Here is a 26,444-nt window from a genome sequence, read left to right as displayed (position 1 = left end):
ATCACCTCTTTCACCTGCTCAGAAGGCTTGTCGCAGCCCGTCGCCGTGACCATTGCCCTGTTCGGCGGCTTCCCGGATCATCGCCACGACGGCGGCGGGCTGCGACAGCACAACGGCGTGCGAACCGTCCAGCACGTATTCGATGGCCGCCATGCGTTGTGCCATGAAGCGCTGAGCGGTGGGGTTGAGCATCCGGTCGGCGGTCGCGATGGCGTACCAGGACGGCGTGGAGGCCCATGCCGGCGGGCCCGATCTACTGGTCAGCGCGTTGCAGGCGATCGGGCGTTGCGCCACGGACAGCACATCGTTGACGCTGGGCGGCAGGTCGGCGGCGTACACCTGCGGGAACCGTTCCTTACGGATGTAGAGCTCGCTTTCCGGGCCGCAGGGAATCTGCGTGGGGAGGGCCGCGGTGAAGGTCGCGTCGGCCACCAGCACGGGGGCAAAGCGGTTCGTGATGTCCAGGACGCACTCGCCCGCGTCGAGGCCGAACGCCGCGACGTAGCATAAGGCCACGACGTTGTCGGCGTCGGTAGCGGCGTGTGTGATGACCGCGCCACCGTAGTCGTGGCCGACCAGCACGACGGGAACGTCGATGTCGCGCACCACACTCCTGATGTAGGCGGCGTCCTGCGCCAGGCCGCGCAGCGGGTTCGCCGGAGCGCGCACGGTGAATCCGGCGGCGTGAAGAAGGCTGATGACCCCCGCCCAGGACGAGGCATCGGTGAACGCCCCATGCACAAGCACGATGGTCGGCGGTACGGGGGTGCGTTTGTGCATGCCGGTGACCTCCGACTGAGTGTGGGGTGCCCCCAGCCAAGCGCATTCAGGTGTGGCAGGACATAGCGTGAACGTACCAACCGGTCCGCTCAGCTGTCGGGCAAGGCCATGACCAGGTTCGCAAGTTGAACCCGGGAGTTGACCGACAACTTGCGGAAGACAGAGGTCAGATGAGTGTTGACCGTGTGCGGGGAGACGACGAGCAGGTCGGCGGCCGACCGGTTGGTGTGGCCCTCGGCGACAAGGCGCGCGATCTTCTTCTCCGAGGCTGTGAGGGCCCCCCATCCCCGGACGGGGCGCTGCGTGGTTGCTGCCCTGCGGCTGCCGCCCCCTGCGCCATCAAGGTCGCGCTGTGCGCGTGCCGCTGCGGCGTGGGCGCCCGACTCGGCGAACATGCCACGGGCCTGAGTCAGCGCGGCCGCTGCCTGAGGTTTCCGGCCTGCTGCCAGGAGTGCTTGTCCGAGATCGGCGTAGGCGGCGGCCCGGACCAGCGGGCGAGGGCTTGCCTTGAGCAGTGCTACGGAGCGTTCCAGCAGGGCGAGATCGTATTTCACGAGCCCGAGGGCCTGCGCCGCGATGCCCGTGGCGGTGGGTACGGTTGGGTTGCGTTCGGCGTGGGCTTCGGCCTGTGCGGCCAGGTCCCCGGCGAGCTCGTGGTCCGCGCCTCGCAGGGCCATGCGTATCGCGGAATCGACCCAGTTGCGCAACAGCCGCCAGCGCATGAAGGAACCTTCCTGCTGTACTTGCCGAATCTTGTCGATGGCAAGGCCGATGTCCCCGTCGGCCTCGGCATGGACCGCTTCCAGGAAGCGCACCGCGGCCGTGTTGCCCGGGTTCGGTTTGACCGCCAGTCTTTCCTGCGCTGCGGCCAGGTGCCCCCGCGCCGCTTCCCGATCGCCGCGCAGAAGGGCGATCCGGGAGCGGATCACGCGAGCGTTCACCTGCTGGACGGATACCTGTACGTCGTCTTCCAGGCGCTCCATTGTCACGAATTCGGCGTCGGCGTCGTCGAGCCGTCCGAGCCCCAGATCGTGCTGTCCCTGCGCCCACAGCATCATCGCCTGACGCATCGACCCGGCATTGTCCGCTGCTTGCAAGAGCAGTCGTTCGCTGGACTCGAAGTCGTCCATGTGCAGGTGCGCGACGATCTCTTCGGGCAGAAAAGCAGAATCGACGGCGCTGAGCGCGGCGAAGCGCTCCAGCGCGACGGCGCTCTCACCCGCATTCTGCGCAATCTCGCCGAGCCCGGACAGGGCCAGGACGTGCGCCTCCCGGTCACCGATCGCGGTGGCGGCACGCAGCGCGGTCTCGCCGGCCTCACGCGCCGCGGCGAGATCATGGTCCCGGGACAAGGCCAGTGCGCGCAGGGAGGCCAGCCTCGCCCCGATCTCCGGGGCGGCGCCCTCCATGGCGAGGGCAGTTTCGGCCCGGCGGCGCAATTCGCCGGCGAGATCCATGTTCCACAGCGTCCCGCCGAGGGCAGCCTGCAGCCGACTGAACACCTCCAGCGGTGGTCGGCCTGCCAGTAGCCGGTCGCCGGCCGACAGCGCCTCTCGGTTCCTGCCGGCCCGTGTCAAGCACAGGATCGTCTGCTCACCCACTACGAACCTCAACGGCCGTGCTGATGGCACCAGTTCCAGGGCGCGCGTCATCAGGTCGGCCGCGAGGCCCGGCGTGACCGGCAGTACGTCGTCAGCGGCTCGCCGCAACAGCGCTACGGCTTCCTCGTCTCCGCGCAGGGCTCCCCTGAGGATGTGCGGCACCGCGTCGATCGGCTGGTGGCCCGCGGAGACAAGGCGGTGGGCAGCCTCTCGGTGCAGAGCCTTCCTGGCTGACGGCGGGATGTCGACGTAGACCGCCTGGCGCAGCAGATCATGCCGGAAGGCCAGATGATCACCGTCGTCGTCCAGGAGCCCGGCGCGTACGGCTTCCTCGAGCGCCGCGATCAACGTGGTGGTCGGTTGGCCACAGAGCGCGGCGGCGTCGTGGAAGACGAACCTGCGTCCCAGCACCGCTCCCATCTGAAGGAAGCGCAGTGTGCTGGGCTGCAGGGATCTGATTCTGCCGCGCACACCCACCACGAGCCCTGGGGGCACCAGTTCACCCGAGGCCTCGGCGGTCCGCAGTCCCGCGAGCATCTCGACCGCCAGAAACGGGTTCCCGCCAGCCCCGTCGAGCAAGTCCCGTACCTGCTCGTCAACCGCTGCGCCCAGTGCGTCGCCGGCCAGTTGGCCGATGGCCGCGCCGGACAGTGGCCCCAACGGCACCGTGACCACCGGGAGGTTGCCGGCCGCGGCTGCAACGACCTCATCCGCTGGGCCGGCGGGCTCCTGCCGCCCGGTCAGCATCCACAGAACCGGCGATGTCCGCAAGCGTGTCGGAAGCTGCTTGAGGGCAAACCGGCTCAGCGGATCGGCCCACTGCACATCGTCCAGGGCGATCAGCACCGGCTCGCTGCCGGCTCTGGCTTCGATCGCCTCCGCCAGGCGCTCCACCAGCCAGATCCGCTGATCGTGATTGCGCGCGAGATCGACAAAGGCATCGCCGGACAGCAGCGGCTGATCGCCGTGCAGGATGCAGGCCGCCAACGAGGAGAGCGGCACGATGTGATGCAGCTCATCGGCCCTGCCGAGGCCGGCCGAGAATCCCGCTGCCCTGGCCCTGGCGACGGCCTCGGCGAGCAGCGTGGATTTGCCGATGCCCGGTTCCCCCTGGATCAGCGCCAACCCGCCGCTTCCGGCGCGGGCCACCGAGGCGATCAGTGCCTGAAGCTCTTCGAGCTCGACCTCCCGGCCGCGTAGACCGCTACGGGACAGCGAACCGCCTGACCCCGCCACTTATGCCCCTTCCTGTCCGCACTCGCCTGCCGAAGCCGGGTTCGGCCCATGCCGACCGGTGACTCCGCCCTTCGGTGTCGCCTGCCGGTGCCGGAAGGTCTCATCGTCGGAAGGGTCGGCGAACACGTCGGGCAGCAGATCGATCACGGACTCAGGCTCTCTGCCGGCATGCAATCGCACGAGGGCGGGCGGGAGGTCCAGGAGGTCGCGGCTCTCCGTGGACACGCCATGCGTGGCTGCCTCGCCGCAGGTCAGGCCCACCGTCTTCGAGTGCTTCGTCATCGACGGGTCTCCAATCGCGCTTCTCGTGACCAGTCGTAGCATGACGGAAATCGGGAAACGTCCGTCCACCACAACTGAGGGTTCGGACGGCGCAGCGCCGCCCCGAGTGTCGCGCCAACGACTCGGAGACATGTCGTAGGCAGTGCGGAAGAGTCGGCTGAAGCAGGCCGGATTGGTGAAGCCCCAACGCCGGGCCACGCCGGAGACCATCCTCTCACCGCAGTCGCCCCGGGCGAGATCCCTGGCACACTCCTGCAGCCGACGGCGCTGGATCAGGCGGCTGACGGTGATTCCTTCCGCTTCGAAGAGGTTGTGGAGGGACCGGACGGACATGTTGTGAGCAGCAGTGATGATATCCCGGTCCGAGCTCCGGACCCCCGGGGTGCCGGTCCACGTAGGCGCAGACTTCCCAGGCCTGGGTGTATCGGGAACCGACCGTGTCCGCCACATCACCGGCGGCCCGCTCGGCGATGAGGGTGGCCACCAAGTCAGTGAAGTTGCAGACCGGTCGACTGGCAACATGCTCGGCGAACTCCGGCGGAGGGTGGTGCCCTTCTTCACGAAGCCGGTGCCATCGACGATCAACACACCGTCGGCTTCGCCGAGTTGTTCGGCTGCGTATGCCTGCAGGTCGTCGCGGGGGCCGTCGGCGTCCCAGCGGCTCTTGGACAACAGGTGCTGCAGCCCGTCGGGGGTGGCGTGGCCGGCGTACTCGGCGAGCCACCAGCTGTTCTTGCGGTCTACCGGGCCGAGCAGTCCGCGCACGTGGTCCCGCATCCGGCGCCGAGCCTCCACCCGGGCGAAGCGGGATCCGGTCCGCAGGAAGAGTTCTTCAAGCGCAAAGTCCCATGAATCCCTCGGAATGTCGCTGATCACGCCTACGGACTGCTCGGGACGCTGAACGGGACGAGGTGACCTGTCGGAACGAACGTCGCGTGCACCGACTGCCGCACCCACCGCGCACAGCCGGCGTGACTGCCGCGGGACACACTGCGGTTCGTGTGTGCCTGCGGCAGTCAGCGCATGTCATGCCTGTCGATCGGTAAGTTTCGAATCCGTCTGCGGTTGGCGTTCGAAGGCCCAGTAGGCAAGAGCGGCCAGTGGGAGTACGGCGCCCAAGCCGGTCAGGCCGGCCCAGCCGGCAGCGTGGTAGACGATCGCCCCGAGCTGGGAGCCGATCGCACCGCCGACGAAGAACATGGCGATGAAGGCGCTGTTGAGGCGGGCGCGGGCGGTCGGGTCGAGCTGGTAAACGGTGTGCTGCCCCAGGATGAGTGTCGTCTGCACAGCCATGTCGATCAGGATCGCAGCCAGGGCGATCAGGACGATACTGCGCCCGCCCAGACCCGCGACAGCAAAAGCCAGCGCGGTCACAAGGAACGCAGCCCCGGTCATGGGACGTACCAGCCCTCGGTCGGCCCAGTGCCCGGCGAACGGAGCGATGGCTGCCCCGGCCGCGCCCACGAGGGCGAAGACGCCGACTCCGACCGGTGAGTAGTGGAAGCGGGGACCGGTCAGAACAAACGAGACAGTGGTCCAGAATGCGCTGAACGCGCTGAACATCGCCGCCTGGTACAGCCCTCGACGCAGCAGCGCGGGATGCGTGCGCACCAGCTGGACGGTGGAGCGCAGCACGTGGTGGTACGGGATGGATGTGGTGGGTGCGTGCTGTGGCAGGGCCGCACGCAGGGCCACCGTGAGCACGGCCATCAGAGCGGCGGAGCCGAGAAAGACGACGCGCCAGCCTGCGATGTCGGAGACCAGGCTGCTCAGGGTTCGGGAGAGCAGAATGCCGGTGAGCAGACCGCTCATGACCCGGCCGACGATGCGGCCCCTGGCATGGTCCGGGGCCAGGTTCGCCGCGAAGGGCACCAGGATCTGAGCCACGACGGAGGTGGCACCGCTGATCAGCGACGCGATCAGCAGCATGGGGAAGCTCGTGGCGAGGCCGGCTGCCACGAGGGCGAGGGTCGTGATCATCAGGAGGACGGTGACCAGATTGCGCTTCTCCAGCCGGTCGCCGAGCGGAACCAGGAAGATCATCCCGAAGACGTAGCCGACCTGGGTGAGCGTGATCAGTGTCCCGGCCGTGGCCGTGCTGATGTGGAAGACACCGCTCAGCGAGGACAGCAGAGGCTGGGCGTAGTAGAGATTGGCGACCGTCATCCCGGACGCGACGGCCAGGAGCGCGACCAGCCAGCCTGGCACGCCTTGCGAGGCCCCCATGGACCGGGGCGAAGTGCGGAGGTTACGTCGTGTGGGCATGTGCACCTTCTTTCGTCACGCAGGCACAACCACGGGAACGCCGCCTCCCCTTCCCCACCAGGAGCGATGATCCGGGATATCAGTCATCTCGCGCAGAGATGACCAGCGGCGGCCCGGTACCTGTCGGGCATGCAAGGGCGGAAACGATCAACGTGACAGCACGGCTGCCAGCCATTGCCGGATCTCGGGGGTCACGGGGTCGGTGATGTCGTCGAACTCGTCATGCCGTTTGAGGAACTTCGCGACGTAGGGGCAGACGGGCACGATGCGCTGCCCCGAGGCGCGGACGTCGGTCAGTGCCTGCTGCACGAGCTGTGAGGCCAGGCCCAGCCCGGCGTAGGAGTCGTCGATTTCGGTGTGGTAAAAGACTCGCTGGTCGGCGCTGTCACGGTAGGCGGTGAAGCCGGCGACCTTGCCGTCCACCAGGATCTCGTAACGGTGCTTGTCGGCCACTCGCTGAACGATCAGAGCGTCGGCAGGTCGTGTCATTGTGTGCCTCTCAGGGGCGTATCGGGATTGTGCGACCATGGCCTTGATGCGCTCACGCCCGGTCGGCGTACGGCCCGTGGCCGGGTCAGGGGTGGCATCACCGATGGTGAAGATGCCGAACTGTGTGGAAGTCGTTTCGCGCTTCTGGGTCACTCGGAATTCCTCTCGGATGGATACGAGCCGAGTGGACGGCTGTAGCGCAGTGCCCGTGCCTGGGCGTCCGTCAGGGTGCGACCGGGGCGGTCCGTCAGCCTCTTCTGCCTGTGAGCTCGCTGATGGCGCGGTCGAGGTCCATGTGGAGGCTTTCCGCTCCTTCGGGCACCAGTGCGAAGGTCTGCCGAAGGAACGCAGTAGCCTCCGAAACCGCCATTTCGACCAATGCTGTGCCGGCGAGGTTCCTCAAGACGACACGTAGGGAGTGCGGATGGCAGCGGTGCCGGGGAATGACCAGCACGTCACCGGAGCCGGTCGGCCGGCGCAGCCCCTCAGTCAGCAGCTCGCGAGCGAATACCCAGTCGACGGGTCTCTTCATCGGCGCGCCGAGGGAAAGGCGGATGGCGTAGGGGTCCGCCATGTCGTAGTGCAGCTCCGCGGACAACGGAGCGGGCATGCTCTTCGGGACGCTGACGTGCGCCGTCACTGTGCACGTGACCGTGCTGAGACGCTGATCCATGGTTGCCCCAAAGAATGATTGCAGAAGCGATTTTCTACGCCCGACCCTAAATTCCGGTGACCAGCACAGTTGTCGAGGAACGCACGGAGCATTGCCCGTAAAAGCACTACGGTCCGGCTCACGTCCCCATGAATGTCGCCGCCCCGACGGCAGCCGTTTTGGCAACGACGCAGTGCGTTGCCGGTGGACATCGGGCCGGGCCTCGCCGCACAGGCCGCCCGCGGACCGGGTGAGCCGTTGACCGGCGTCGCACCAAGCCCGATTCAACCGGCGGTTGCCCGGCGCCCCTGTGCCCGGAGCCGAGCGCGGCCGTGGTGCACTGCCGGGCCCCGCACGGTGCACGGAGGGACAACTGGTCCGCTCGGCGCCTCATTACCCTGGCCACCGCCCCGTGAGCGACCATCCCAGGAGCACCCATGCCCAAGCAGACCGTTGCCGAGCAGTACGTCGACCTCCTGGCCCGCGCCGGAGTGAGCCGCATGTACGGGGTGGTGGGCGATAGCCTGAACCCTGTTGTCGACGCGGTCAGACGGCACGACGCCCTGGAGTGGGTCCAGGTCCGACACGAGGAGGTCGCGGCCTTCGCCGCCGGCGCCGAAGCACAGCTCACAGGCAGACTGGCTGCGTGCGCGGGCTCCTGTGGGCCCGGAAACCTGCACTTGATCAACGGCCTGTTCGATGCCCACCGGTCGATGGCTCCCGTCCTCGCGCTGGCTGCGCAGATCCCCAGCGGTGAGATCGGAACCGGGTACTTCCAGGAGACGCATCCTGACCGGCTGTTCGAGGAGTGCAGTCACTACTCGGAACTGATTTCCTCGCCCCGGCAGATGCCCCGGGTGGTGCAGACGGCGATTCAGCACGCGGTCGGCCGGCGTGGAGTGTCCGTCGTAGCGCTGCCCGGAGACATCGCCGCCGAGGACTCTCCGGTCGGCGGGGCCGAACTCGCGATACCGCTGGACCGGCCCGCGGTCCGTCCGGCCGATCAGGAACTGACCCGGCTGACGGAGCTGGTGGACGCCGCCGAGACGGTGACGGTGTTCTGCGGCCGGGGTGTCGCCGGCGCCCACGCCGAGGTGATGGCGTTCGCCGAGAAGATCAAGGCCCCGGTAGGCCATGCGCTCCGCGGCAAGGAACACATCCAGTACGACAACCCGTACGACGTCGGCATGTCCGGACTGCTGGGATACGGCGCCGCGTACGAGGCCATGCACGAATGCGACCTGCTGCTGCTCCTCGGCACCGACTTCCCGTACACGGACTTCCTGCCCCGCAACGTCAGAACGGTCCAGATCGATGTTCAGCCCGAACGTCTGGGCCGACGCACCCAGTTGGACTTCGCCGTCTGGGGAGACGTCCGCGAGACGCTGCGGTGCCTGATCCCGGCCGTGCAGGAGAAGCCGTCCCGCCGGTTCCTCGACCGGATGCTGAACCGGCACGTCCACACTTTGGAGGGTGCCGTCGGCGCCTACACCCGAGACGTCGACAAGCACACTCCAATCCACCCCGAGTACGTGGCGGCGGTGCTCGACGAGGAGGCTGCCGACGACGCGGTGTTCACCGTGGACACCGGGATGTGCTGCGTGTGGGCCGCCCGCTACCTGACGCCGAACGGCCGCCGCCGCATCCTGGGCTCCTTTGTGCACGGTTCGATGGCCAACGCCCTGCCGCAGGCCATCGGTGCGCAGTTCCTCGACCGGACGCGTCAGGTGGTGTCACTCTCGGGCGACGGCGGCTTCTCCATGCTCATGGGCGACTTCCTGACGCTGGTCCAGTACGGGCTGCCTGTGAAGGTGGTCGTCTTCAACAACTCCTCGCTGGGCATGGTCGACTTGGAGATGATGGTGGACGGGCTGCCGCCCTACGGCACCGGGTACCCGCACACAGACTTCGCGGCCATCGCCACGGCCGCCGGTGCGCGGGGTATCCGGGTCGAGAAGCCCACGGAGGTGCGTGACGCCCTGCGTGCGGCCTTCGCCCACGACGGGCCGGCGCTGGTCGACGTGGTGACCGATCCCAACGCACTCGCGATCCCGCCGAAGATCACCTCCGAGCAGCTCACCGGCTTCGCCCTGTCGGCGAGCCGCACCGTCCTCACCGGAGGCGTCGGGCGCATGATCCAGCTCGCCCGGGCAAACATCCGAAACGTTCCGCGTCCATAAACAAGGCTCTGAGAGCCCAGGGCACCATCGACCACGTCCCCGAGGCTGCTCTATCGCGTCAAGCCGCTTGAGGAGGATCGTCGAGGTTCGTTCCGCTGGTGCGGTCGGAGCGTTCGAGGATCTTGAAGAACTCTCTGCAGACGGCTGCTCGAGGCAGCGTTGTGCGTCGCGTCGACGGCCGAACCGTCTTCCCGGCTGCGCCGAGGGCGACCTCGAAGCGCCTTCCTGGAGCACCACCTCGCCGCGTTGCGGCCCACCGAGTGAGAGGCCGGGCCCCGCCCGGCATACCCATCCCCCGACCCGAGCGGACACTCATGGCAGACCTGACAGGCATGACACATCACACCGCCGTACTCAACGGGATCAAGCAGCACTGGGTGAGCGCGGGACAGGGACCGCCGGTGTACCTGCTGCACGGTTTCCCCGAGACCTGGTACGGCTGGCGTAAGCAAATACCCGTGCTGGCCGAGCGGTTCACCGTGATCGCGCCGGATCTTCGCGGCTACGGAGACACGGAAAAGCCCGCCTCCGGTTACGACAAGCGGACCATGGCCAACGATGTGATCGCGTTGATGGACCATCTCGGCCATGAGCGGATCGCCCTGATCGGCCACGACCGCGGGGCACGCGTCGGCACCCGGTTCGCCAAGGACCACCCGGAACGCATCGACCGTTTCGTGGCCATGGACAACATTCCCACCAGGGTCATAGCCGAGACCTACGACGTGAACCTGGCCCGGCAGGGCTACTGGTTCTTCACCTTCCTCGGCGTACCCGACCTTCCCGAGGCGCTGATCGCCGGCCGCGAGGAGATCTGGCTCACCCACTTCTACCGCAGCTGGTCGTACAACCCCGACATGCTCACTCCCGAGGAGATCGCCGTCTATGTACGCGCCTACCAACAGCCGGGTGCGGTGCGGGGATCCTGCATGGACTACCGTGCGGCGCCCCAGGACGTCGCCCAGGACCAGGAGGACGCCGACCAGCTCATCGACTGCCCGGTGCTGACCATATGGGGCGAGGACTTCAGCGCCGTCGGACAGGCATACGACGTCCTGGACGTATGGAAGGGCATCGCCCGCGAAGTCCGCGGCGTGCCCATCGCCCAGTGCGGACACCTCTGCCAGGAGGAACGCCCCGACGTCGTCAACCGGGAACTCCTCGACTTCCTCGCGGACTGGAACGGCTGACCGGGGCGCCGCATCCCGCACTCGGGGAACAGCGCAGCGGAAGTGGGCCGGGGGCGATTGCGGCCCCGGCCCACTTCCGTGCCAGGGCAACGCCGCCCAGCCGGTGCCCGCGCGACGACGTGGGCACGCACAGGCCACAGCCAGGTCGCGGACAGACAAACACGCCGCCCGGAAGTCCCTAGAGTTACTCACGTGTCGGCGATCTCCCGCTCGGCAAGACTCCCACGCGGAGTCCGACGGGAACCCTCCGGCAGAGCCCATGGCCGCCCGGTCAGTGCACACCGCACACCAACCGATCCCGAGGCCGGCCCGCGCCATCTCACGGCAAAGGGGCCACCACGGCAGCCGACCACCCCATTGATGAGGGAGTTTCCCCATGCCCAGTTCCGACAAGCCGACCGTCGTCCTCGTGCACGGCGCCTTCGCCGACGCCTCCAGCTACGCCCAGGTCATCCCCCGGCTGATCGCCCGCGGCCTGGAGGTGGTCGCCCCGGCCGTGCCCAACCGCAGCCTGATAGGGGACGCCGCCTACGTCGCCTCCATCGTCCGGCAGATACCCGGTCCGGTCGTCCTGGTGGGCCACTCCTACGGTGGCGCGGTCATCACGGTCGCCGGCACCGAGGACAACGTCAAGGCACTGGTCTACCTGGCAGGTTACGCCTTGGAGAAGGGCGAGAGCCTCGGCGAACTGCAGGGCCGCTTCCCGGACAGCGACCTCGCCGCCGCACTCGTCTACACCCCCTTCCCGATCGAGGGTTCGGCCACGCCCGGCACCGACGTGTCGGTCCGGACCGACAAGTTCCCGGCCATCTTCGCCGCCGACGTCGACCCGCGGCTCGCCGCCGTCCTCGCCGTATCCCAGCGCCCGCTGGCCGCGCAGGCCTTCGCCGACGCGGCCCCGGCCGCGGCCTGGAAGACCAAGCCGTCCTGGGGCCTGGTCGCCTCGTCCGACCACACCATCAACCCCGACGTGGAGCGCTACGGCTACCAGCGGGCCGGCATGACCACCGTCGAGGTCGACTCCTCCCACCTGGTGATGCTCGCCCACCCCGAGCGCGTCGTCGACCTGATCGAGGAAGCCGTACGGGCCACCTCCGACTGACCCCACACGCACCCGCTCGCGCCCGTCCGACCGACCGGCCGTCACACCACGGCCGCCTCCACCCCTTCGCAGAGAGCGAACGATGAACCCACCGATCTCACGCCGTACCGTGACCGTGTCCCTCCTGGCCGGCGCAGCCGCCCTGGGGACCGCCGGTGTCGCGCATGCCACGCAGCCGGCGACGGCCGACCGTCCGGCCGAACGGCACGGGCGCCCGGCCGCGCCCACCATCGTCCTGATCCACGGCGCGTTCGCCGACGCCTCCAGCTGGAGCGCGGTCGTCGAACGCCTGCAGCGGCAGGGCCACCGTGTACTGGCACCGGCCCTGCCACTGCGCGGACTGGCAAGCGACTCCGCCTACATTCGCAGCGTTCTGGACAGCGTCACCGGACCGATTGTGCTGGTGGGGCACTCCTACGGCGGAGCGGTCATCAGCCAGGCCGCGGCCGACGCCCCGCAGGTCAAGGCACTGGTCTACATAGCCGCCTTCGTTCCCGACATCGGGGAGAACGCGCTCCAGCTCACCGACAAGTTCCCCGGCAGCACCCTGGGACAGGCCACCGCCACCCAGTACTACCCGTTGCCCGACGGCAGTCAGGGGGAGGAACTGGTCATCAAGAAGGACCTGTTCCGCAAGCAGTTCGCGGCCGGTGTCCCCCGACCGACCGCCCAGGTCATGGCCGCGGGACAGCGTCCGATCACCCTGGCAGCTCTCCAGGAGCCGGCCACCGCGGCCGCGTGGAAGAGGATCCCCAGCTGGTACCTCGTGGCCACCGAGGACCGCAACATCCCGCCGGCCGCCGAGCGCTGGATGGCCGAGCGCGCCCGCTCCCGCACGGTCACTGTCCGCGCCCCGCACGCAGCCGCCGTGAGCGACCCCGGTCCCGTCACCGGCCTGATCCTGCGGGCGGTCCGTTCCGTCCGCTCCGGCCACTGACCGGACGCATTCCTCGCCCACGCCCGCGACATTCCGCAAGAGGACATGGGGCCGCGACCTTGGCCGTCCGGCCGCGGTCCCCCTCCTCGATTCCTCGTGGCCGGGCTCACCTCGCGAAGTGCCGCACGCGTTGCCGACCGAACACCTTGCAATGGAACGGAGAGCCGTATGGCACTGCTCGATCCGGAACCGGGAAAGCTGCGCCCGCGGCAGACCCAGGGCCCAGCTACCGACCGGGTGCCCGACGAGCGGGCGTCGGGTACTCCCGATGCCCTGCGGGAGGACCTGGTCCGCCTGCTGGGCTCCCGAAAAGTGCTGCACACCCTGTCGGACCTGGTGAAGTACGCCTCGGACGCCAGCCCCTACCGCTTCGTGCCCCAAGTGGTCGTGATCGCCGAGAACGTCGAGGACGTGGCCGCGGTGCTGCGGTACGCCCATGAGCACCGGCGCGAGATCGTCTTCCGGGCGGCCGGGACCTCGCTGAACGGTCAGGCCCAGGGCAAGGACATCCTGGTCGACGTGCGCCGCCACTGGACCGGCGTCGAGGTGCTCGACGCCGGGAACGAGGCGAGGATCAGGCCCGGTACGACCGTGGGGCGCGCCAACATCACACTGTCCCGGTACGGCCGGCTGATGGGCCCCGACCCGGCGAGTTCCAGCGCCTGCACCGTCGGAGGCGTGGTCGCCAACAACGCCTCGGGCATGACCGCCGGAGTCACCCGCAACTCCTACCGTCTGCTTTCCTCCCTCACCCTTGTCCTCCCGTCCGGCACGGTGGTCGACACCGCGGCCCCGGACGCCGACAAGATGCTCCGGACCACCGAGCCCGAGCTGCACGCAGGGCTGCTGGCGCTGAAGGCCGATATCGAGAGCGACAGTGACCTCGTCGCCCGGATCCGCGCGAAGTACGAGCTGAAGAACACCAACGGCTACCGTCTCGACGCCTTCCTGGACGGTTCCACCGCGGTGGAGATCCTGCGCGGACTGATGGTCGCTTCCCAGGGCACCCTGGGGTTCGTCGCCGAGACGGTGTTCAGGACGGTCTCCCTGGACCGTCTCACCCACACGGCGCTGCTGTTCTTCCCCGACCTCACCGCCGCCGCGGCAGCGGTACCGCTGTTCAACGGCGCCGGGGCCCGCGCGGTCGAGCTGATGGACGGGAACACCCTCCGCGCCTGCGCGAGCGTCGACAAAGTTCCCTCGGACTGGGCCGGCCTGCCCCAGGAGACCGCCGCTCTGCTGGTGGAGTTCCGCGCCCCGGACGAATCGGCGCACCAGGCCAACCAGCAGGCCGCCGCCGCTGTCCTGGCGAAACTGGCACTGGTGGCCCCGGTGGCGTCCGTCACCAACCGCTTCGTCGAGGACCCGGCCACGATCAGAACGTACTGGCATGCCCGTGAGGCCTTCATGACGGCAGTGGGCAAGGCGCGGCCGGCCGGATCGACGTTGATCACCGAGGACTTCGCGGTGCCGCCGTCGCGGCTGGCGGAAGCTTGCGAGGCCCTGTCCGAACTGCAGCGTCGGCATGGTTTCGACGCCGCGGTCGCGGGTCACGCGGCGCACGGCAACCTGCACTTCCTGCTCGCTTTCGACGCCGCCCGCCCTGAGGAGGTCCAGCGCTACGCGGCCTTCATGGACGACTTCTGCGCCATGGTGGTGCGCCGTTTCGACGGCTCGCTCAAGGCGGAGCACGCCACCGGCCGGAACATGACACCGTTTCTCGAAGCCGAATGGGGCGCCCGCGCGACCGAGCTGATGTGGCGGGTCAAGCAGACCCTCGACCCCGCGGGGGTACTCGCCCCCGGGGTGGTCCTCAACCGTGATCCCGAAGCCCATCTGCAGGGGCTCAAGACCATACCCACCATCGAGGCGGTCGCCGATCCCTGCATCGAGTGCGGTTTCTGTGAGCCCGTCTGTCCGAGCCGCGACCTCACCACCACACCTCGTCAGCGGATCGTGTTGCGGCGCGAGATGATGCGCCAGCCCGTCGGTTCGGCTGTCATGGACAGCCTGCTGGAGTCCTACGGCTACGACGCGGTCGACACCTGTGCCGGCGACTCCACCTGCAAAATAGCCTGCCCGGTCGGCATCGACACCGGAGCCATGATGAAGCGCTTCCGCCACCAGCGGCACACCGAACGGGAGGAGCGGAACGCGGCCCGGGTCGCGGAGCGGTTCTCCCTCGTGGAGTCGTCGGTCCGGACCGCCCTCGGCATCGCAGACCATGTCAGCGACCGGGTCCTGGGGAGCGTCACCTCGGCAGCGCGGAAGGCTGTCTCGCCGGACCTGGTACCCGAATGGCTTCCCGCCATACCGTCCTCCGCGAGTCCGCGGCTGCCCGGAACGGACCGGCAGACCGCCGTCGCCGTCTACTACGTGGCCTGCGTCAACCGGATCTTCGCGGGACCCGACGGCGTGGACGGGCCGTCCCTGCCCGAGGCGATCGTCGAGGTCTCCCACCGGGCCGGGCGGCCGGTATGGATACCGCCGGACCTGTCCGGTTCCTGCTGCGCGACCATCTGGCACTCCAAGGGGTACGACGACGGCAACACGGTCATGGCGAACCGCTTCGTCGAGCGGGCCTGGGAGTGGACCGACGGCGGACGTCTGCCGCTCGTCGTCGACGCGTCGTCCTGCACGCTCGGCATCGGGCATGAGATCGCGCCGTATCTGACGCCCGAGAACGAGCGGAAGCACCGGGCTCTCACCGTCGTCGACTCGATCGTCTGGGCCGCCACCGAGCTGCTGCCCCACCTGAAGGTGACCGACCGGATCGACAGCGCGGTGATACACCCCACGTGTTCGATGCGGCACCTGGGCGATGCCGAACAGCTGCGTGCCGTAGCGCAGTTCGTCGCGCAGGACGTCCGCCTGCCCGTCTACGCGGAGTGCTGCGGCTTCGCCGGCGACCGGGGCCTGTTGCACAAGGAGCTGACCGAGGCGGCGACGGCGCACGAGGCCGCCGAGGTCACGTCGGGCACATTCGACGCGTACCTGTCGGCCAACCGCACGTGCGAGATCGGCATGGAACATGTCACGGGCCGTCCGTACCAATCGGCGCTGCTCGCACTCGAACGTGCCACTCGACCCACCAGCTGAGCACTGGCGCGGCCCGCCCGCTTCGGAGCGGAACCGCCGCCCGCAACTCTGCCCTCCAGCCTCCAGGGAGCCCGCCTTGCGCATCGCCAATCTCGCCGGCCGACTGGTCGTGATCACCCACGGCCGGGCGGCCGACGTCCACACAGCCAGTGGCGCACTGTTCTCCTCCGACCCGCAGGCGGTCTACTCCCGCTGGGACGAGTTCCGCGCCTGGGCCGCCCGGGCCGACCTCGGCGGCGGGGTCCCCTTCGACCCGGCGGACCTCGGTGCGCCCGCACCGGCCCCCCGCCAACTCTTCGCCATCGGCCTCAACTACCGGGAGCACGTCGTCGAGGCCGGATTCACCACGCCCGAGGGCATGCCGCCGGTCTTCACCAAGTACGCAACCGCCCTCACCGGCCCGGTGACCGAGGTGACGCTGCCACGGGGCGGCCACACCGACTGGGAGGTGGAGCTGGTGGTGGTTGTCGGCAGGGAGGCGCACCGGGTGTCCGAAACCGATGCCTGGAGCCACGTCGCGGGCCTGACGGTCGGCCAGGACATCTCCGAGCGCGTCCTGCAGATGGACGGTCCGGCCCCCCAGTTCAGCCTCGGCAAGTCCTACCCGGGCTTCGCCCCGACGGGCCCCTGGCTGGTGACCCCGGACGAGTTCGAGGACCCTGACGACCTGGAGCTGACCTGCACCGTCAACGGTGAGGAGATGCAGCGTGGCCGCACCCGGCAGCTCATCTTCTCCGTGCCGGCCCTCGTCGCCAAGCTGTCCGGGGTGCTCCCGCTGCTGCCGGGAGACGTCATCTTCACCGGCACTCCAGCCGGTGTCGGCCTCGGCCGCACACCTCAGCGCTGGCTGGCCGCCGGCGACGAGCTCGTCAGCTCCGTCCAGGGCATCGGCGAACTGCGACAACGGTTCGTCGGCTGACCCTCTACGAGGTCCGCGACGGGCGGCAGCTGACGTCTCAAGCGCCCGGCGCACCGGCCGCCCCAGCAGCGAGGCCCCGCCGACCCCCCACCCCCCTGCAATTCAGAGAGAAAGAGAAGAGATCCCACATGCCCAGATTCCTGACAGGGACGCGCACCGGCCTCCTGGCCTCGGCCGTGGCGGCGGCCCTCGCCATGACCGCGGCCGGCCCGACGACCGTGGCCACCGCCGCCCCGAAGCCGGACGTGAGCTTCGTGGCACACCTGGACATGGCCGCCGGGCAGCGGCCGGAGAACATCACCCTGGAGCCCGGCGGCAGCGCCGTCGTCACCTTCGCCTTCAGCCGCCAGGTGGCCCGCATCCACCCCGACGGCCGGGTGCACGTCCTCGCCACCCTGCCCCAGCCTCCGGCCGGCGCCGACACCCCTGCCCTCTCCTCGCCCTTCCTCGGCGGAATCGTCCGTGCCCACGACGGGACCCTGTACTTCCTGTACGCCACCGGCAGCAGCGACCTGACCGGCCTGTGGCGCCTGCGCCCCGGCGGCGCCCCGCAACGCATCGCCGCGCTCCCGGCCGACGGCCTGCCCAACGGCCTGGCCCTCGACCGGCACGAAGGCCGGCTGTACGTGGCCGACTCGGTCCTCGGCACGGTCTGGCGGGTGCCCGTCACCGGGGGCACGCCCACCCCGTGGGCCACCGCCCCCGAACTGGCCGCCGCCGGATTCCTCGGAGCCAACGGCATCAAAATCCACAACGGGGCGGTCTGGGTGTCCAACCTGGACAAGGGCGCCGTGCTGCGCATCCCGGTCACCCGGTACGGCACCGCCGGCCCCGTCGAGACCCGGGCCACCGGCCTGATCAACATCGACGACTTCGCGTTCACGGGCCGCGGCGACACCCTCCTGGCCGCGATCAACGCGGACAACGAGGTGGCCCTGGTCAGGCCGGACGGCAACCACACCGTCGTGCTGACCGGCGCCGACGGGCTGGAGAACCCGACCTCGCTCGCCGTACGCGGCAACACGGCCTACATCGCCAACGGCGCCTACTTCACCAACAACGACCCCAACCTCCTGGCCGCCCGGATCAACCCCGCCCAATAAGACCGACCGGCAAATGGGGGGTGGGAGAAGGAGCGGGGCTGGGTGCGTGCAGCTGCAAGGCGGAGGATTGAGCCAACGCGATGGGGTCTCCCCTGCTCGAGCGAAGCCGAGAGCTTGGGGAAGTTGGTGATTGACGACAACGCCGGAGGGGGTCCCCCCTGGCCCTTAAGGCCTTGGGGGAGTGCGTGCCCAGCCCCGCGACGCCGCCCCCCATTTGCCGGTCGGTCCAAGCCGGCCGCGCGCCCGTGCCGCCGCACCTGCCCGGTGCGGCGGCACGGGACCCCTAGGCCATCGGATCCGCCGCACGACGAGCGGGCGGCGCGGCCGCCGCACGCGGTAGCCCCCAACACCGGACGAGAGGACAGAGTTGATGGACCAGCAGGACACGCAGCAGGCGGCAGCCGCCGCACCGCCCGCGTTCGACCCCGATGCATTCCTGGTCGTCCCGCCCAGAACCTTCGAGGACCTACGCATCGGCGAAGTCTTCCGAGCCCCCAGCCGCACCCTGACAGACGCCCACGCCGCGGCCTTCCAGACAGTCTCCGCGGACAACCACCCGGTGCACTACGACGCCGAATGGGCACGCAGGCACGGCCACTCGGCACCGGTGGTACACGGCCTGCAGGTGCTCGCCTTCACCGCGCCGGGCGCCACCCTGTTCCCCCACTTCATCGGAGAGGTGTTCATCAGCTTCCTCGAACTGTCCTGCACCTTCCTGGCCGAAGTGCACTCCGGAGACACCCTGTACCCGGCGCTCACCATCACCGGCCTGGAGCCGCAGGGCGACAACGGTGTCGTAGTCACCGCGGCCACCATCCACAACCAACGCGGCGTACTTGTGCTGTCCGGCCAGCACAAGTACCTCCTGCGGCGTCAGTGAATCCTGAGGAAGCAACGTGACGCACCGTAGAACCCTCCTTGTCGCGCTCGCCTGTTGTGCCGCGCTGACCGGGTGCACGAGCCACACACCGGACGGGGGCCCGCCTGCGGTTGGCTCCACGTCCCCGACGTCGTCCGTAACCGGCCCGGGGTCCGTCGACAGCGGCACCTCCCGTCCCTCCAGCGAGCCGACACCGACCGCGTCCGGCGGCACGCGGACGGCGGCGCCATCGCCGATCGTACCGACGGTGAGACGCTGCCATACCTCTGAAGTGAGGGCGTCCCTCGGCCCCAACCGTCCCGGCGCCGGGCAGTCAGGCTTCGCTATCGTTTTGACCAACGGATCCCGCCGCACCTGCACGCTGTACGGCTTCCCGGGTGTGGCGTTCGTCAACGGCGCCGGTGAGGCCGTCACCCCGGACCCCGAGCGAGCCACCGATCAGCAGGAACAGGCTGTGACGCTCAGCCCGGGAGAAAGCGCTTGGTCGACGCTGGCCTACACCAATCCGGCGATTACTGGCGCCACCACTGTCACACCGGCCGCCCTGCTCGTCACCCCTCCCGACGAGACTGCTCCGATCTCGGTCCGCTGGACCGGGGGCAAGGTCTCCAACACGGGGAAGGCGTCGGTGCCCTGGGTGAGCCCCCTCATGCCAGGCAATGGCACCTGACTCCGCCGAGCGCGGGAGCGGGATGCGGCCAGTTGCCGCTGGCTGCCAGGGTTGACACACATACTCCAGGCCCTGGTTGCCGCGCCGGAGACTTCCGGCTGAATCTCTGACACCCGAGAGGCGGGATCGGTGCGCAGACGCTGTAGCTGTACCGGATGGCGTCTGCGGCTTCGGTCATGCAGGGCCGCCGAGTAACTCGACGACCACGCCGGGGCTGACGCAGGTGAAAGCCGGCGATTCTCTGCTGCCCCGCCGAGCGGCCGGCCGCATGGTCCACCGCGGATGCGCAGGCCCTGCATCGACGACTACTTCTGGGGCCACCACCGCGCAGGCCACCGCTAATACCAACCAACGGCCCCGGTGACCGACATCCCAGGCGCCGGTACCCGCCCTCTCCACACCCCAACGGCGCTTCCCCGTCAAACGAGCGGCGCTGTCCCGTAATCGGTGGTGCCGAAGCGTGACCAGGGGCGTCCACGCGAGAAGTCAACTCCCTTGTGGAGACCGTGTTTTCGGGGTTGTCAGCACTGGCCGTCGAGGATGTGGCAGACGAGGGCGAAGCGATCCGCTTATCGGCGCGAACCCGGGAGGAGTCGGCGCCGTGCCCGATGTGCGGGATGCCGACCGCGAGAGTGCACGGCTTCCGCTCTTCGACAATGGCGACCATCTGCACCCGAACGACAAGCGCATGCAGGCGAAGGCCGACGCGGTCGACCTTATGAGCGTCGACTGCGCATCCGCGCCGAACTGAACTGCGGCACCGGCCGTGGTCCGGTCACCGGCCGTGGCTTGAGCACATGAAACGGTCCTGTCCCCGGCAGCGCGTCCGACGGGGACAGGACCGGGACTGCCGGTGCCGGCGGTCCATGCCCATGCGGTACTCCCGCCTTGATGTCACCGATCCCGCTCCGCCTCCGACGCCGCCGGTCCGGACGTTCCGACGGCGGCGGGGCGCGATGCCCTCGGCCACAACCACCGGCTCCGTCTACGTCCGGGCCACCGGCAGGCAGCGCACCTGGCCGTCGGAGACGGCGCACTCGACGCCGAGGAGACGGCCGTGGTACCGGCCCGGCAGGGGCACTCACACGCCGAGTCAGTCCGGCCGCGAAACGTGGCCGAGGGCATCGCGCAGTTGGACGCGGCCCGTGATGCCGAGCTTGGGGAAGATCTTGTGCAGGTGGAAGCCGATGGTGCGGGGAGACAGGTAGAGCCGGGCACCGATGTCCCGGTTGGTCAGGCCCTCTGCGGCGAGTTGGGCGATCTGCAGTTCTTGCGGCGTCAGGTCGGCCACGGCTTCGGGCGCTGCCGAAGGCGCCACGACCACACCCGCCGCGCGGAGTTCGGCAGCGGTGCGCTCGATCCAGGGGCGTGCGTCCAGCCGCTCGAAGATCTCAAGGGCGGTGCCGAGCAGAGGGCGGGCCTCGGCGCTTCGCCGGCGGCGCCGCAGCCACTCGCCGAAGTCCAGGTGCGCGAGGGCGTGCTCGAAAGGCCATCGAGCACCGGCCGGGTCGGTCGCCGTCCGGAAATGGGTCTCCGCGTCGTCAGGATCGCTCAGCAGGGCCGCGGCACGGTGCACGATCGCCTCCAGGCGAGCGGAGCGGGACTCGCCAAGGGTCCCCTCGACGGCGCGGAGCACGGTGCGCGCGTCATCCGCCCGTCCGGCTCGGACGGCGGCGGCGGCAAGATCGGCGAGGCAGTAGGGGGAGGCATGGTAGTGCACGGGTGCAGGGTGGAAGTCCCGGGTGAAGGCCTGGCGGAACTGCTCGTACGCCGTCTTGTGGTCGCCCTCGGCGAGGGCTGCCATGCCGAGCGCGTGACGGTGACGCACGTACAGGCTCCGGGTCTTGCGCAGGTCGCGTCCGCGGACGGCCTCGTCCGCCTGCGCCCGCGCTCCTGCGTGGTCCCCGCGGGCGGCGCGCAGCGTGGCCTGGAGGAGCGGTGATCCCACGGTGACATTGTCCGCGCCTGCCTCTGTCGCCATCCAGAAGGCGTCCTCGGCGGCGGACTGCGACGCGGTCCAGTCCCCGCTCTCGAACAGCGCGAGGGCGAGGACTTGCGCGACGGTGCAGTTGGTACCGGCCGTCGCAGTCCGTCGCAGCTGGTCCATGGCCTGGCCGAGCAGACGCACGGCCTCGTCGGTTTCGTCCAGTATCCAGGCCGAGGCGCCGAGCGAGACGAGGGCGGTCAGAGAGCCGTCCGGCATGGCGTCCACTGCCTGGGGCAGGTTCTTCAGAACCCGCTCGCGGTCCGTGAACGGGCGGCTGACCGCATGGGGCCACACGCGGTCGGTCTCGTCCGGCTGCGGCGCTATGAGCTCGCTGATTCGGTGGATTTCGTTCCGGTAGCGGGCGTCGCCGGAGTTGTATGCCGGGGTCGCTGCCGTTCCCAGAGCGCTCAGCCCAAGGGCGGGGGCCTGTGTGGCCATGGACTCGGCCACGGGCAGCAGGAAGGCCAGGGAGTCGTCGTGCCGCAGGGTGACGGCCAGTGACCACCCGGCGCGGAGAGACGCCTCGGCGAGGAGCTGCGGATCGTCCGTCAGGGCATCGACCTGGGCCGCGATCTCACCGACCCACTGCGGGTGCCCTGCGAACATGGCCGACTTGGCTGCGGCGAGCAGGCGGCAGGCCCGCAGTTCCGGCTCCGGGGTGAGTTCGGCGGCGCGTTCCAGTGCGGCAGCCGCTGCCGCGTGCCCGCCGCGGTGCCGGGAGCGTTCCGCGCTCTCCGCCAGAGCGCCGGCGACCTGTTCGTCCGGGCCGGGTGCGGCTGCGGCGAGATGCCAGGCGCGGCGATCGGGTTCATGCGCGAGGGCGGCGGCGAGCGCCAGATGGGCCTCGCGGCGTTCGGCGAAGGAGGCGGCCTGGTAGACGGCGGAGCGGACCAGCGGGTGGCGCAGACGGACTTGCCCGCCCTCGACGCGCACGAGCCCGGCCTGTTCAGCAGGACGCCAGATCTGGGGCCCGTCCATGTCCGGGGCGGCGCGGAGAACGTCCGAGAGTTGCGTGGTGCCGGCGGCCGCTGCCAGGAGCAGGACCCGTTGTGTCGCGTGCGGCAGGGTGGGCAGGTCGGCGGCGAAGATCTGCTCCAGCCGGGCAGTGAGGGGCAGCGAGCCGCTCGAGCCGGTGTCGCGGCTGCCTGGATCCTTGGCAAACGCTCGCGTGAGCTCGATGAGAGCCAGCGGGTTCCCAGCGGCCTGCTGGAGGATCTGGGACCGGACCCGGCCCCGTGGCGGATGCGGCTGTGCGTCCAGCAGGAGCCCGGCCGCGGCTCGGCTCAGGGGGCCGGCCGTCAGATGCGGGAAGTCGCGGTCGAAGCGCACCGGTACCGCTTCGTCACGTGCGGCAAGCAGCATGGCGGCGGGTTCGTCTTCGAGGCGCCGGGCGACGAACGCGAGCACGTCCAGCGAGCCGACGTCCAGCCACTGGGCGTCGTCGACGATGATCAGCAACGGTTGTTCCGTCGCCGTGTCCGAGAGCAGCGTCAACACGCCGAGCCTGATCAGCAGCGGGTCCGGCACCTGCGATCCGTCGGCCTGATCCATGCCGAATACGCAGCGCAAGGCATCGCGCTGCCGTGAGGGGAGCCGCTCGACACCCGCGAGTACCGGGCGCAGCAGCTGGTGCACTCCCGCGAAACCAAGGTCCTTCTCGCCTTCGCAGCCTCGTACCCGGAGCACGCGTCGACCGTGAGCCACGGCCTGCGAAGCAGCCCAGTCCACCAGGGTGCTCTTGCCTGCCCCCGGCTCGCCGGTCAGCACGAGCACCTTCGGGCCACTCCCGTCCGCGGCGTCGACCAGCTGACTGATCCGGGACTTTTCGTGATCCCTGCCCAGGATCTCCAGCTCGGGTGCCGGCTCGGTGCCGAAGTCCATGCTCTCCACTTTCCTCCAACCGTCCGCCTGGCGGAGCGGGCGCACAGGCGACGAACGTGCTCATCGCTCTGGCTGCATCCTGCCAGGCCCACCGCATGGACCGGCCAGGAGTTCGTTCCCTCGGCAGGCGCACGTAACTGGTCACATGACAGAAGCGCGCATTCCCGCATCCCTGACAGCATCCGAATCGGCATGCCGACAGCGATCTCGTCCGTGGTTTCGGCTGATCGGAATGCGGCGGGGGATTCGAGGTGAGGAGGCGCAGTGGCCGCCGATGAGGGAGACGGCCCCGACCGCTCAGGGCTGAGTGACACGCTGCCGATCGGCCGAGAGACGGAGGTCGACCGGATTCTGCGGTCCATCGACGAGCCCTGTGACCCGCCACACGCTCTGCTCATGTTGGGGGAGGCCGGCACCGGCAAGACCCAGTTGCTCCGGGTTGCCGAGGAGAAGGCCAGAGGACGCCGAACCCGGGTCTTGTCGGCGCAGGGCTGGAGATCGGAGGGACCGCTGCCGTTCGCCTCCCTGCACCAGCTCCTCCTCCCGGTGCTCGGCGAGCTCGATGCACTGCCGGAGCACCAGCGGCTGGCGCTTCGCACCACCTTTGGGCCGGCTCCGGACGCCCGGCCGCCGGAGGGAAAGGTGCTGCGCGCCGCGGTCCTGACACTGCTGAGTCACCTGGCGCGGGCAAGGCCGGTCCTGCTGACCGTGGACGACATCCAGGACTGCGACCGTGACTCCATGGAGGTCCTCTTCTTCGTGACGCGACGCTTGACCGACCGGGCTGTGACCGTGCTGTTCACCGCACGCGGAGAGGCTCCCCCGGCCGGGGCTCCTGCGGATCTCGCCGTCTTGTGTCTCGGGCCGCTGTCGCGGCGGGCGGCGGCCCGGCTTCTGGATGCGCAGCCCGGTGCACCCACCGGAAGGGCCAGGCTGGACCTCCTCCGGCAAGCGGAGGGCCATCCGCTGTCGGTCATCGAGCTCAGCCGGGCCGCGCGCGGCGGCACCGGGCCGTCACTGGCAGGTGGGGAACCGCAGCAGACCTCGCGCATCCAGCAGATGTTCGCTGCACGGCTGGGCGCGCTGCCGGAAGGCACACAGCGCGCACTGCTCTACGCGGCGGCGGCCTCGCACCATGAGGAACTCACGACTGTCATGGCCGCTTTGGGCACGCAGGACCTGAAGGTGTGGGTCCCGGCGGAGGAATCCGGCCTGGTCACGATCGCGGACGGCCGTCTCGCCTTCCGCGACCCCCTGATCCGCACAGCGGCCTTCCACCGTCAGTACGCGAAACAGCGTCAGCAGGCCCATCGCGATCTTGCCGCCGTGCGCGGGCAGAACCCGTCACACCGAGCCTGGCATCTGGCCGCAGCGGCCATCGGTCCCGACGAGTCCGTGGCCGCGGCACTGGAGGGCGTCGCCACCGCCGCTGAGCAGGAGGGAGAGTACTTCACTGCGGCAAAGGCACTGGAACAGGCCGCGCGCCTCAGTCCCCTCGACCACGACCGGGCCCGCCGTCTCGCCGGAGCTCTGACCGCCGCGAGCGATTTCGGAGACCCGGCATGGGTGCGCGACCTGTACGCGCTACTCACCCGCGTGACCCGTGACCCGGACCTGATGTACGGCGCAGCCTGCGCGCTGAGTGGAGCGCTGTCGCTGCTCTCGTTCCAGCGGGAGGCCTTCGACCTCCTGCTCAGCGCGTCACAGCACACACCCCCGGGCAGCAGCACAACTGCATTCGCCCTGGCGGCACTCGCCACGGGAATCGCCTGCCAGTCCGGACTCCCCGAGCATCGGCAGCAGTTGCCACGACTGCTCGACCAGGCGGTACGGGCCGCAGGAACCGAGAAGGACCGGTGCGGACAGGAGGACCGGTTCTTTCCCGAGCTCGCCGGGCCTGACGTCCTCGCGGCCCTGGAGGCACTCGTGTCGACCGGAATCGAGCCGGCAGCCCCCGCCGACAGCGCGTTGCGAAGGTTGACGATCCCGCGTCTCAGCGCCCCCGGCGGTCGGGGCCGGCTGATCCGGCTGATGGCGACCGCCTCGGTCGCCTACTACGCCGACGTGCCGGACGTGTGCGCGGAGCAGTTCCGGCAGGCAGACGGGCTGCTTCGCCGGCAAGAAGCCCTGGGCACGCGCGCGTGGACCCTCGCGGCCCAGGTGGACACACTCTTGAGCATCGGGCGCTGGGCGGAGGCCGGGACACTGATCGAGGAGGGCCTCACTCACGCCGTCGTCCACCGGTGGACTCGCGTCGGGATGGACCTCGAAGCGCTACGAGCGACCCTGCGCGCACTTCTCGGCGAGAGCGTATCGGGCGTGCAGTTCATCGGCTCGAACTGGCGCTCCGTCAGCCTGGACGAGAACCGGGCCACACATGCCCGGATGCTGCGGGCATGCGGTCTGACCGCGATGGCCCTCGGGGACGGGGACAGTGCCTTCCGGCACTTGCGGGCTCTCTTCCGGGACGACGGCTCGCCTCTTGATCCCTTTCTTTCCCCCCGCTGCATCAGCGAGCTGGCCGCCGCCGCCCAGCGGGTCGGTCGGCAGCAGGAGGCGGCGCGCATCCTCAGGGAAGTGCGAGAACGCCAGGGCCCCCGGCCGACGACACGGATGACACTGCTCATGCACCATGCGGCGGCCCTCGTCGATGACGATGCCGACCCCGAGCACCACTTCCGGCTGGCCCTGGTCAACCCGGAGGCGGACAAGTGGCCCCTGGAACGGGCCCAGGCTCGTTTGCACTGTGCGATCTGGCTGCGCAGGCGCAGAAGGCCCCTGGAAGCGCGCGCACAGCTGACCGCGGTTCTGGAAGTCGCTACCCGGCTGGGCGCCCGGCATCTTGCCGCCTCCGCTCGCAGCGAGCTGCGTGCGAGCGGGGTCGCCCCCGCTCCCGCGTCGGCGGACCGGTTGGCCGAGTTGACCGCTCAGCAACAGCAGATCGCGCGGCTGGCGGCGAACGGCCTGTCGAATCGGGAGATCGGCGAACGGCTGTTCCTCTCGCCGCGTACCGTGGGCTCGCACCTCTACAACGTCTATCCCAAGCTCGGCATCAGCAGCCGCCACCAGCTTCGCGACATTCTGCTGCACGACGGGTGACGTGCGCGAAGCAGCAGACGTGGCGTCAGGGGCCGACGGGCAGGTGTACCAGCGTTCATCCTCCTTTGGCTGCTGGGCGACGAACCGGAGCC

General features: G+C 69.5%; 18 protein-coding genes. 11 read left to right on the top strand and 7 right to left on the bottom strand.

What is annotated here, in order from left to right:
* Positions 1–18: 18 nt before the first annotated feature.
* The 6 genes from NRF20_RS37565 to NRF20_RS37540 form a co-directional block, all read right to left on the bottom strand.
* Entirely contained in the window at positions 19–780 is a 762-nt protein-coding gene (locus NRF20_RS37565; RefSeq protein WP_398630763.1) for an alpha/beta fold hydrolase, read from the bottom strand.
* Positions 781–869: 89 nt separating this feature from the next.
* On the bottom strand, positions 870–3,617 hold the full coding sequence (locus tag NRF20_RS37560) for a helix-turn-helix transcriptional regulator (RefSeq protein ID WP_413754012.1): 2,748 nt from the start codon (positions 3,615–3,617) through the stop codon (positions 870–872).
* A complete protein-coding gene (locus tag NRF20_RS37555; protein ID WP_398630761.1) occupies positions 3,618–4,775 on the bottom strand; it encodes a helix-turn-helix domain-containing protein in 1,158 nt (385 codons plus the stop codon).
* Between the two features lie 150 nt (positions 4,776–4,925).
* Entirely contained in the window at positions 4,926–6,164 is a 1,239-nt protein-coding gene (locus tag NRF20_RS37550; protein WP_398630760.1) for an MFS transporter, read from the bottom strand.
* Between the two features lie 147 nt (positions 6,165–6,311).
* Positions 6,312–6,653: a GNAT family N-acetyltransferase gene (locus tag NRF20_RS37545; protein WP_398630896.1), complete on the bottom strand. Its 342-nt coding sequence runs from the start codon at positions 6,651–6,653 to the stop codon at positions 6,312–6,314.
* Positions 6,654–6,900: 247 nt separating this feature from the next.
* Complete coding sequence (locus NRF20_RS37540; protein ID WP_398630759.1) at positions 6,901–7,293, bottom strand: SsgA family sporulation/cell division regulator; 393 nt, start codon at positions 7,291–7,293, stop codon at positions 6,901–6,903.
* A 449-nt stretch (positions 7,294–7,742) separates the two neighbouring features.
* On the opposite strand from NRF20_RS37540, the gene NRF20_RS37535 reads away from it, so the two are divergent.
* The 10 genes from NRF20_RS37535 (at position 7,743) to NRF20_RS37490 (ending at position 20,136) form a co-directional block, all read left to right on the top strand.
* The gene (locus NRF20_RS37535) at positions 7,743–9,485 is read left to right on the top strand and encodes a pyruvate dehydrogenase (protein WP_413754011.1); all 1,743 of its coding nucleotides are present in this window, start codon (positions 7,743–7,745) and stop codon (positions 9,483–9,485) included.
* A 332-nt stretch (positions 9,486–9,817) separates the two neighbouring features.
* Positions 9,818–10,675: an alpha/beta fold hydrolase gene (locus tag NRF20_RS37530; protein ID WP_413754010.1), complete on the top strand. Its 858-nt coding sequence runs from the start codon at positions 9,818–9,820 to the stop codon at positions 10,673–10,675.
* A 376-nt stretch (positions 10,676–11,051) separates the two neighbouring features.
* Positions 11,052–11,777, top strand: a complete 726-nt coding sequence (locus NRF20_RS37525) for an alpha/beta fold hydrolase (RefSeq protein ID WP_398630756.1) — start codon at positions 11,052–11,054, stop codon at positions 11,775–11,777.
* Between the two features lie 82 nt (positions 11,778–11,859).
* Positions 11,860–12,714 (top strand): alpha/beta fold hydrolase, encoded by an 855-nt coding sequence (locus tag NRF20_RS37520; RefSeq protein ID WP_413754009.1) that lies wholly within the window; start codon positions 11,860–11,862, stop codon positions 12,712–12,714.
* Positions 12,715–12,882: 168 nt separating this feature from the next.
* Positions 12,883–15,813 carry an FAD-binding and (Fe-S)-binding domain-containing protein gene (locus tag NRF20_RS37515; protein WP_398630754.1) on the top strand — a complete coding sequence of 977 codons (2,931 nt, stop codon included), beginning with the start codon at positions 12,883–12,885 and terminating at the stop codon, positions 15,811–15,813.
* Between the two features lie 76 nt (positions 15,814–15,889).
* Positions 15,890–16,732 carry a fumarylacetoacetate hydrolase family protein gene (locus NRF20_RS37510; RefSeq protein ID WP_398630753.1) on the top strand — a complete coding sequence of 281 codons (843 nt, stop codon included), beginning with the start codon at positions 15,890–15,892 and terminating at the stop codon, positions 16,730–16,732.
* 128 nt (positions 16,733–16,860) lie between these two features.
* Positions 16,861–17,835 carry a hypothetical protein gene (locus NRF20_RS37505; protein WP_398630752.1) on the top strand — a complete coding sequence of 325 codons (975 nt, stop codon included), beginning with the start codon at positions 16,861–16,863 and terminating at the stop codon, positions 17,833–17,835.
* Between the two features lie 370 nt (positions 17,836–18,205).
* Entirely contained in the window at positions 18,206–18,715 is a 510-nt protein-coding gene (locus tag NRF20_RS37500) for a MaoC family dehydratase (protein ID WP_398632543.1), read from the top strand.
* A gap of 16 nt (positions 18,716–18,731) precedes the next feature.
* A complete protein-coding gene (locus NRF20_RS37495; RefSeq protein WP_398632542.1) occupies positions 18,732–19,385 on the top strand; it encodes a DUF4232 domain-containing protein in 654 nt (217 codons plus the stop codon).
* A gap of 601 nt (positions 19,386–19,986) precedes the next feature.
* Positions 19,987–20,136 carry a hypothetical protein gene (locus NRF20_RS37490; protein ID WP_398632541.1) on the top strand — a complete coding sequence of 50 codons (150 nt, stop codon included), beginning with the start codon at positions 19,987–19,989 and terminating at the stop codon, positions 20,134–20,136.
* A gap of 342 nt (positions 20,137–20,478) precedes the next feature.
* Here the strand turns inward: NRF20_RS37490 and NRF20_RS37485 are convergent, their stop codons facing one another.
* Complete coding sequence (locus tag NRF20_RS37485; protein ID WP_398632540.1) at positions 20,479–23,253, bottom strand: AAA family ATPase; 2,775 nt, start codon at positions 23,251–23,253, stop codon at positions 20,479–20,481.
* Between the two features lie 264 nt (positions 23,254–23,517).
* Between NRF20_RS37485 and NRF20_RS37480 the strand changes: the two genes are divergently transcribed.
* Positions 23,518–26,352 (top strand): AAA family ATPase, encoded by a 2,835-nt coding sequence (locus tag NRF20_RS37480; RefSeq protein WP_398632539.1) that lies wholly within the window; start codon positions 23,518–23,520, stop codon positions 26,350–26,352.
* The last annotated feature ends 92 nt before the right edge of the window (positions 26,353–26,444 follow it).

This window comes from Streptomyces sp. R-74717 (assembly GCF_047305335.1).
Taxonomy (GTDB): Bacteria; Actinomycetota; Actinomycetes; order Streptomycetales; family Streptomycetaceae; genus Streptomyces; species Streptomyces atratus.
The sequence above is the reverse complement of the archived record's forward strand: the minus strand, read 5'-3'. Positions and strand labels throughout refer to the sequence as shown.

Excerpts from the sequence above, each read along its gene's own strand:
- NRF20_RS37565 (WP_398630763.1), bottom strand. The coding sequence starts at position 780 with ATGCACAAACGCACCCCCGTACCGCCGACCATCGTGCTTGTGCATGGG.
- NRF20_RS37550 (WP_398630760.1), bottom strand. The coding sequence starts at position 6,164 with ATGCCCACACGACGTAACCTCCGCACTTCGCCCCGGTCCATGGGGGCC.
- NRF20_RS37545 (WP_398630896.1), bottom strand. The coding sequence starts at position 6,653 with ATGACACGACCTGCCGACGCTCTGATCGTTCAGCGAGTGGCCGACAAG.
- NRF20_RS37535 (WP_413754011.1), top strand. The coding sequence starts at position 7,743 with ATGCCCAAGCAGACCGTTGCCGAGCAGTACGTCGACCTCCTGGCCCGC.
- NRF20_RS37530 (WP_413754010.1), top strand. The coding sequence starts at position 9,818 with ATGACACATCACACCGCCGTACTCAACGGGATCAAGCAGCACTGGGTG.
- NRF20_RS37525 (WP_398630756.1), top strand. The coding sequence starts at position 11,052 with ATGCCCAGTTCCGACAAGCCGACCGTCGTCCTCGTGCACGGCGCCTTC.
- NRF20_RS37520 (WP_413754009.1), top strand. The coding sequence starts at position 11,860 with ATGAACCCACCGATCTCACGCCGTACCGTGACCGTGTCCCTCCTGGCC.
- NRF20_RS37515 (WP_398630754.1), top strand. The coding sequence starts at position 12,883 with ATGGCACTGCTCGATCCGGAACCGGGAAAGCTGCGCCCGCGGCAGACC.
- NRF20_RS37505 (WP_398630752.1), top strand. The coding sequence starts at position 16,861 with ATGCCCAGATTCCTGACAGGGACGCGCACCGGCCTCCTGGCCTCGGCC.
- NRF20_RS37500 (WP_398632543.1), top strand. The coding sequence starts at position 18,206 with ATGGACCAGCAGGACACGCAGCAGGCGGCAGCCGCCGCACCGCCCGCG.
- NRF20_RS37485 (WP_398632540.1), bottom strand. The coding sequence starts at position 23,253 with ATGGACTTCGGCACCGAGCCGGCACCCGAGCTGGAGATCCTGGGCAGG.